The organism is Rhodoferax antarcticus ANT.BR, from assembly GCF_001938565.1.
GTDB lineage: Bacteria > Pseudomonadota > Gammaproteobacteria > Burkholderiales > Burkholderiaceae_C > Rhodoferax > Rhodoferax antarcticus.
This window is the reverse complement of the sequence record NZ_MSYM01000004.1, coordinates 23,840-30,329: the sequence shown is the minus strand read 5'-3', so window position 1 is coordinate 30,329 and position 6,490 is coordinate 23,840. Positions and strand designations below refer to the sequence as shown.

Genomic DNA, 6,490 nt, shown 5'->3' with positions numbered 1-6,490 from the left:
GGGCGTGTCGCGTTCGCATTGGCCAGCGTATTGCGCGATATCGTCTGACAACGAAAGCCCATGTGGTACAGCCGCCGAGCCTGAGCGCGAAGGTTGACTTCGATGTCGCGCAAGGACTCGCGGTAGGTCAACTGCGCAAATGCCATGGCGAAGAATTGGTCCAGGCACGAGAAGTCCTTGACCTTGTGTTCGCCGTTGTGATCGGCCACACAGCGACGAAACGTGCTCAGTGGAAGGTACAGCATGAGTTGCGCAAATACGAGCGTGCCTTTGTGCATGACGGTTTGGGGCGGGAATCCGCAAAAAACCGACAGTCTGACGCACCATGACGTTCAAATCGAGACCAGACTCAAACACCAAATTTAACAACCAAATCAAGAGCTTACAACGTTCCGACAAGACAACGTTGGGACACTACTGGTGATGTGAGAACCCACGGGTTCCTTTTTTGAATCGGAATGACTGGCACGGTCGTCACCGGAATCAGTGGCATCTTTGAGTCGGATTGGCTGGCTTTATTGCCAGGAATATGCACCCGGCTCCAGCATCCATCTTGGTCTAGCGTAGAAAGAGCCCACCGCATGATGCCCCAGCTTTCCTCGATGACGCTTCCATCTGGTAGATGCAGGACCGGAACCGTCCCCTTTGGCGACAGAGCCAATAATTCTGCGGGCTTGTCACGCAATTGGATTTCACATGCATCACATGCGACACCGGCTACCAACACCGCCATGCGCGCCCGCATAGCGTAGGGACAGCGGCGATAGGTATACATCAGCGGGTTAGCCATCATGGAGTTTTACAGATGTAGGATTTTCCCCGCACGGCAACGGTACCGGTCTCGCTTGGTGGTGTCCATATTGAAGGGGCGTGCGTGACTTGATGTGATCGTTTTCGTGCACTCAGACCAAAGGCAAAATTCAGTTCAGTTCAGTGCTGGTGCCCATGTTCACCGTGCACATGCTTGTGCGTGATCTCCTCGGCAGTGGCTGCGCGAACCCCGGTCACTTTGCATGAAAAGCGTATGGCCTTGCCAGCCAGAGCGTGGTTGTCGTCAAGATCCACCTCTGGGCCCTTTATTTTGACCACGTTGAATATCTGTGGCTGACCGTCATTGCCGCGCCCCTGCAGTGAACCGCCCACCTTGATGCCCGGTGGAAATTCACTCTTCGGAATGGTGCAAACCAGATGATCCTCACAGTCCCCAAATGCATCAACTGGCTGCAACTCCAACACGACGGAAAAGCCCACTGCCTGCCCACCAAGCGCAGACTCGACTTTGGGGAAAATGTTGTTCCGTGGGCTCAAAAACAAAGTTTTGGTCTGGCGCATGACATAAGGTCTGAACCACTGCATGCGGCTCCAGTTCCGCGCTTATGTTTCAGTGCGCGCGGTCTACAACATCGAACATGAGCGCTCTGAAGCAGAAGAGGAGATCGAATCCCAGATTGAGTGGGAGCGCAAGCAGTCAGATGCATCCGAAACTTAGCAGGTGGCACGCACCTACCGGTGAGTTCACCCCAAGAAAGCAGTTCATGTCAGTCTGCCGTAGGTTCGTCGCAGTCGAAATCTTGCGTCATCGGGGGGGTGTCATGCTGCCACATTGCGGATAGCCATCTGTTTTGGGACAGAGGCAGTGAGGGCTGTGAGACCGCCTCTGAAATAGCAGCCTTTACAGACCGCCAACATCAGAAAATACTGAACACACGACATGGCTTTGGCGCAGAATCTTGTGCCGAGCGCTTGCGGCGTCGGCTCGCGCTCCCTGCGATCCGTTAAATTCCTATCGCTGCATCTTGCCGAAACTACATACCATGCCCAACACCCGAACCGCCAACGCCATTTATGTGGAGCTCGCCCTCGGCGCAACGCCGAGCACTCATCCTTTAGCGATCTGCTGAGAGATCGCTGATGGTTGCTGGCGTCAACAATTCAGGAGCCGAAAGCTCGCAGCGCTTCGCACTTTCGGCCCCTCGCCTCGATCCTGAGTCTGCGCTGCTGTTCGTTATCAACGCATCTGCGGGTGCCATTGACGTCAATTCAAAGCGTACCGTTATCGAAACCGCCTTGGCGGCGCGTGGGCGCAAGTGCGAATTGTTGACCTGCGAAGCTGGCGAGCTGCCGCGGGTGGCCGCGCAGGCCGCGATTGCGGCAGCGGCACGCGGTACGGCGGTGATCGCTGTAGGCGGCGATGGCAGTCTCAACACCGTGGCCCAGGCTGCGCACGCAGCCGGATGCGCAATGGGCGTGATTCCCTACGGTACCTTCAACTACTTTGCCAGAACCCACGGCATACCGACGGAGCCAGCGGCAGCGGTGCGGCTGCTTCTGGATTGGCGCCCGATGCCGGTGCAGGTGGCGGCCATTAACGACCGGGTATTCCTGGTCAATGCAAGCCTGGGCGCCTACCCCGAACTTTTGCAGGATCGCGAGGCCTTCAAGGCCCGCTTTGGACGCAGCCGCTGGGTAGCCTTGCTGGCAGCCTGTGCGACGCTGCTGCGCACGCGGCGTCGGCTGCGCTTGCGCATCGACGTCGGCGCCACGTTTCGCGACGTAAAGACTTTGACGCTCTTCGTGGGCAACAACCGACTGCAGCTTCAACAGTTCGGTGCAGAGCCGACCAACACCTTGGCCGGCACACCCGGCGACGGCACCCTGGCCGCGCTCATGCTCCGACCGATCAGCACGCTGTCCATGATCGGGCTGATGCTGCATGGGGCGATGGGCAGTCTGGGGGAGGCTGCCGGCGTGGAGGGCTTCGAGTTTGAGAATATGGTGGTGAAGCCCACGCTGGCACCTGGGCGCAGAGAGCTCATGGTGGCGTTCGATGGTGAGGTAGCACTGATGCGTGCGCCCATCAATATTCGTGTGCTCGACAAGCCCTTGTACCTGCTCAAAGCGACTGGAGCAGCGGGCACGGCAGACGCGCCAGGGGTTGGAGCATGAGTGTGCTGCTCCATATTTCCGATACCCACTTTGGGACCGAACAGCCGCAGGTGGTTGAGGCTGTGGTCGCCCTGGCAGCTCAGCAGCGCCCAGATGTGATCGTGTTGTCAGGTGACATCACACAACGGGCACGGCCAGCCCAGTTTCGCGCGGCAAAGGCGTTCGTGGACCGGTTGGGTGCGCCGCTGCTAGCCATCCCCGGCAACCACGACATTGCATTGTTTGATGTGTGGGCGCGTTTGACCCGGCCGTACGCTGGCTACGCAGCGGTGTTTGGGTCCGATCTCGAGCCCGGTTACTCCTCGCAGGATCTGCTGATCGTTGGCGTCAACACCACACGCGCATGGCGGCACAAGAACGGGGAGGTGTCCACAGCACAGATTGATCGCGTGGCAAATCTGCTGAGCGCAGCTCGCCCACGGCAGTTGCGCGTCGTGGTGGTGCATCAGCCAGCAGCCGTGACCCAAGCGGGGGATCGAACCAACCTTTTACGCGGACACTGTGCCGCCACGCGGGTCTGGTCGGCAGCCGGGGCTGACTTGGTGATGGGTGGCCACATTCATCTGCCCTACACGCTTGCGTTGCACGGGTTGGCGCGGCGACTGTGGGTGGTCCAGGCCGGCACTGCGGTCTCGTCGCGCACACGTTCTGGGGTGCCCAACTCGGTAAATGTCCTGCGATGGGGTGATGCGCCCGACGCGCGTAATGACCAAGCACAGACCGGGTCGGAATCAGGAGAGTGTTGCCTCATCGAGCGGTGGGACTTGGCGCACCACGATCAAGTGTTCGTGCGCACTGCGGTCACAAGCGCACGGCCAGAGCGCGCCTGATCGCATGGCGGTGCCGACGACAAGGCGTGGCACATCATCCGCCTGCCCGCGTGATGTGCAGTACGGCGTGGACGTCAATTCGGATGCTTCTTAGTTGCCGACTTGAAACTCACAGGAAGTCTGCATTTGCTGAGTCTGTATCGGAGGCAAAGTCCAGCTGTCAAACCTCTCAAGGCCATGATGCGCGACCGGTCGGCACCGCCTTGTCCAGCCGCTTGGCGACGCGGCCCAAGCCGCCTTCCTTGGTGACAACGCAAAAGTAGTGCATGCGGGGTAGTTCAGCATGCTGATCTCCTATCGGGAAAACAGAAGTATCTTTCCCCTTTGCACTGGTTTATTCGAATCTAAAAGTGTTCAACACTGTCATCTTCTACTAACCAACCAAGACGAACTAATCATGATTTACGCACTCAGCTGGTTTTTGATCTTTAGCCTTCTTGCACTTTGGTCCCTGGCAGCCTGGGCGGTGAACGCCATTGCCGTGTGGACGGTCTCGAATGCAGGCACATTGACAGGCGCTGCGTCGGGCGTCGAGGCCATTAGCCTGCCGGAGTGGCTCCCCCCCTGGGTGCCACCGGAGATCGCGCGGGCGATGACCTCGATGCTGTCGGGCCTAGCGCCGACATTCGAGAGTCTGCTTCAAGCCGCGCCGGCACTGGCTGGCGGTCTGACCATGGCGACCTGGGTATTGTGGGCGCTTGGCAGCGCACTGCTTGTCGTGCTGGGCGTAGGGCTGCACCTGCTCATTGCGATGTGGCGCCGCAGCGGTGGCGGCTCTGGTCCTCAACCGGCCCGGCCGGCGGCGGCATGACGGGGATGCTGTTCTGACTGACCGCCCTGCGATGGGTGGACGGTAGTAGCTGCGGTGCCCGGTCATGAATTTGCTCATGTTTTGCGGCGGGCTCATCCTGCTGGTTATTGACGCAAGCACGTTGGCGCGCAACGCGTCAATACTGGATGTCGTTCGGCATCAGCCCGCTCGTTGTTGGACTCGCCATCGTTGCCCTGGGCACCAGTGCGCCTGAGGTGGCAGTAAGTGTTGGCGCCGTGCTCGATGGCAACACCGACATCGCCGTCGGCAACGTGGTCGGTAGCAGCATCTGCAATGTGCTGTTCATAGTGGGTATCAGCGCCCTGATAGCGCCGCCAGTAGTCAACATCCAGTTGATCCGGCAGGAGGTGCCGATCCTGCTGGGCGCAAGCCTGCTGCTGCTGGCTTACACCATGTTTCTGGTCGTGCAGTCGCGCCGCGAAACGCAGGCCGCCAAGGACGAATTTTCTGAAGCAATACAGCCAACTAGGGCTCGCGCCTAGGACAGCCATTGAGCGGCTCAGATCGGCCTGATCGCCGTTGGCCTGGGTGTCTTGGTATTCGGCTCGGACGATCTGGTGTAAGCGTCGGGCGCTTTCGCAAAGGCAATGGGCGTGAGCGACCTCGTCAACGGCCTGACCATCGTCGCCGCTGGCACCAGCATGCCCGAGGTGGCCACGAGCGTCACTGCCGCGATCAAGGGCGAACGCGATATCGCGGTGGGCAACGTCGTCGGCAGCGACACCTTCAATATCCTGGGTTGTCTGGCCTTGTCAGGCTTAGTGTCGGGCGACCTGGACGGTGGTTGGTTCTAGTCAGGCCACCATCTGGCAAAAAATCGAAACTGCACGCTATTGTTGTCGATGCCCATGCGGGTGTGCTTTTACGTTTTAAGAACCCAAAGCGTGCGCCGCCCCAAGGCACTTCTCGCCGCCCTGCGCGATCTCACGCACCGCGCACCATCGAAAGCACGCTGCTTGCATCCAGCGTCTTCGCCTTGGCTTGTATGTCGGGCATGTATCGGGTGCGCAGCCCTTGTGCCTCCTGTAGGGTGCTTGCATAGGTGTCCTTGAGCATCTGCGTGGACAGCGTGCGCCCGCCTGCGTAATAGCGTTTTGCGACTTGGCCTAGCGCGTAGGTGGTCGCAAAGCTCATGCCTGTGCTCACGGCCTGCTGGCCCACGCCACGCAACATGCCGCCACCTATTTTGCCCAGCAGCCCGCCCAGCAGCTTGCGGCCGGCCTGCTCCAAGTACTGTGAAGTTAACCCGACGCCAACGGTGGCAAGAAAATCTTTGACGTGTCCGCTGTCCAACTCAAAGCCGTAGGCCTTACCAATGCGCCAGACCAGCTTCATCTGTAGCGGGATGATTGCCATGGTTGACAGCGTCTCTGGCAGCAGCTCTAGTGCACCGTTGACGACGGCTGCCTTGAGGATGGCATTGTCGAGTTCCGTTACGTCAGCCGCGACACGCGAACTGGCTGCAGCCCCAATGCCGGCACCAGCGACTAGCCCACCAGACACCGGCTCTGCGGCGATGAACTGTGCTTGCTGCACAAAGGCCGCAGCTGCACCCGCGTCAAGGCCGAGCGCCACCCTGGCTTTGGTCAGAAAGTTCTGTTCGGCGTGCGACAGCGTGCCATCTGCGTCGCACACGCAGACCGCCATCTCATAGGCCAGCCGTTTTGCTTCGGTGCTCTGCAGCCGACTAACCACATCGGGCAGGGTGACTCGCTGCATCAGCACGTCCTGGTAAAGCGTGGACAGATGCACCATGTCGTCATGCGAGAAGTTTTGCGCGACGCGTTTGATTTCCTCCCGCTCCCGTTCATGCTTCTCACCGTCGGCAAACGACGCCAGCAGGCACAGCGCGAGGATCGCCCGGGTTTCTTCAGAAGGCAGG

The 6,490-nt window shown here is 59.7% G+C and carries 9 protein-coding genes and 1 pseudogene; 6 read left to right on the top strand and 4 right to left on the bottom strand.

The genetic code is table 11. From position 1 onward, the window contains the following. From BLL52_RS01670 to BLL52_RS01660, 3 genes and pseudogenes are all read right to left on the bottom strand, one after another. Window positions 1–278: DUF4372 domain-containing protein (locus BLL52_RS01670; RefSeq protein ID WP_139313264.1), on the bottom strand; the 278-nt coding region annotated here is incomplete at its 3' end. Between the two features lie 233 nt (window positions 279–511). Next, window positions 512–793, bottom strand: a pseudogene (locus BLL52_RS21195) (glutathione S-transferase N-terminal domain-containing protein); the annotation flags it as partial. A gap of 137 nt (window positions 794–930) precedes the next feature. Then, on the bottom strand, window positions 931–1,332 hold the full coding sequence (locus BLL52_RS01660) for an FKBP-type peptidyl-prolyl cis-trans isomerase (RefSeq protein WP_241838956.1): 402 nt from the start codon (window positions 1,330–1,332) through the stop codon (window positions 931–933). 22 nt (window positions 1,333–1,354) lie between these two features. Between BLL52_RS01660 and BLL52_RS21680 the strand changes: the two genes are divergently transcribed. The 6 genes from BLL52_RS21680 (at window position 1,355) to BLL52_RS21185 (ending at window position 5,402) form a co-directional block, all read left to right on the top strand. Then, on the top strand, window positions 1,355–1,489 hold the full coding sequence (locus BLL52_RS21680) for a hypothetical protein (protein ID WP_264568195.1): 135 nt from the start codon (window positions 1,355–1,357) through the stop codon (window positions 1,487–1,489). Window positions 1,490–1,911: 422 nt separating this feature from the next. After that, the gene (locus BLL52_RS01655; RefSeq protein ID WP_075585005.1) at window positions 1,912–2,946 is read left to right on the top strand and encodes a diacylglycerol/lipid kinase family protein; all 1,035 of its coding nucleotides are present in this window, start codon (window positions 1,912–1,914) and stop codon (window positions 2,944–2,946) included. Beyond that, window positions 2,943–3,776 (top strand): metallophosphoesterase family protein, encoded by an 834-nt coding sequence (locus tag BLL52_RS01650; protein ID WP_075585004.1) that lies wholly within the window; start codon window positions 2,943–2,945, stop codon window positions 3,774–3,776. The genes BLL52_RS01655 and BLL52_RS01650 overlap by 4 nt, the downstream gene beginning before the upstream one ends. Before the next feature lie 283 nt (window positions 3,777–4,059). After that, window positions 4,060–4,587, top strand: coding sequence for a hypothetical protein (locus BLL52_RS01645; RefSeq protein WP_241838954.1), 528 nt, complete (start codon window positions 4,060–4,062; stop codon window positions 4,585–4,587). A 146-nt stretch (window positions 4,588–4,733) separates the two neighbouring features. Then, complete coding sequence (locus BLL52_RS21190) at window positions 4,734–5,090, top strand: sodium:calcium antiporter (RefSeq protein WP_241838953.1); 357 nt, start codon at window positions 4,734–4,736, stop codon at window positions 5,088–5,090. A gap of 111 nt (window positions 5,091–5,201) precedes the next feature. Beyond that, window positions 5,202–5,402, top strand: a complete 201-nt coding sequence (locus BLL52_RS21185) for a sodium:calcium antiporter (protein ID WP_241838952.1) — start codon at window positions 5,202–5,204, stop codon at window positions 5,400–5,402. Between the two features lie 130 nt (window positions 5,403–5,532). Here the strand turns inward: BLL52_RS21185 and BLL52_RS01635 are convergent, their stop codons facing one another. Then, complete coding sequence (locus BLL52_RS01635; protein ID WP_139313265.1) at window positions 5,533–6,489, bottom strand: YcjF family protein; 957 nt, start codon at window positions 6,487–6,489, stop codon at window positions 5,533–5,535. Window position 6,490: the final 1 nt, after the last annotated feature.

What these genes read in the sequence shown, in the direction of transcription:
- BLL52_RS01660 (WP_241838956.1), bottom strand. Translation starts at nt 1,332, where the DNA reads ATGCGCCAGACCAAAACTTTGTTTTTGAGCCCACGGAACAACATTTTC.
- BLL52_RS21680 (WP_264568195.1), top strand. Translation starts at nt 1,355, where the DNA reads ATGCGGCTCCAGTTCCGCGCTTATGTTTCAGTGCGCGCGGTCTACAAC.
- BLL52_RS01655 (WP_075585005.1), top strand. Translation starts at nt 1,912, where the DNA reads ATGGTTGCTGGCGTCAACAATTCAGGAGCCGAAAGCTCGCAGCGCTTC.
- BLL52_RS01650 (WP_075585004.1), top strand. Translation starts at nt 2,943, where the DNA reads ATGAGTGTGCTGCTCCATATTTCCGATACCCACTTTGGGACCGAACAG.
- BLL52_RS01645 (WP_241838954.1), top strand. Translation starts at nt 4,060, where the DNA reads ATGCTGATCTCCTATCGGGAAAACAGAAGTATCTTTCCCCTTTGCACT.
- BLL52_RS21190 (WP_241838953.1), top strand. Translation starts at nt 4,734, where the DNA reads ATGTCGTTCGGCATCAGCCCGCTCGTTGTTGGACTCGCCATCGTTGCC.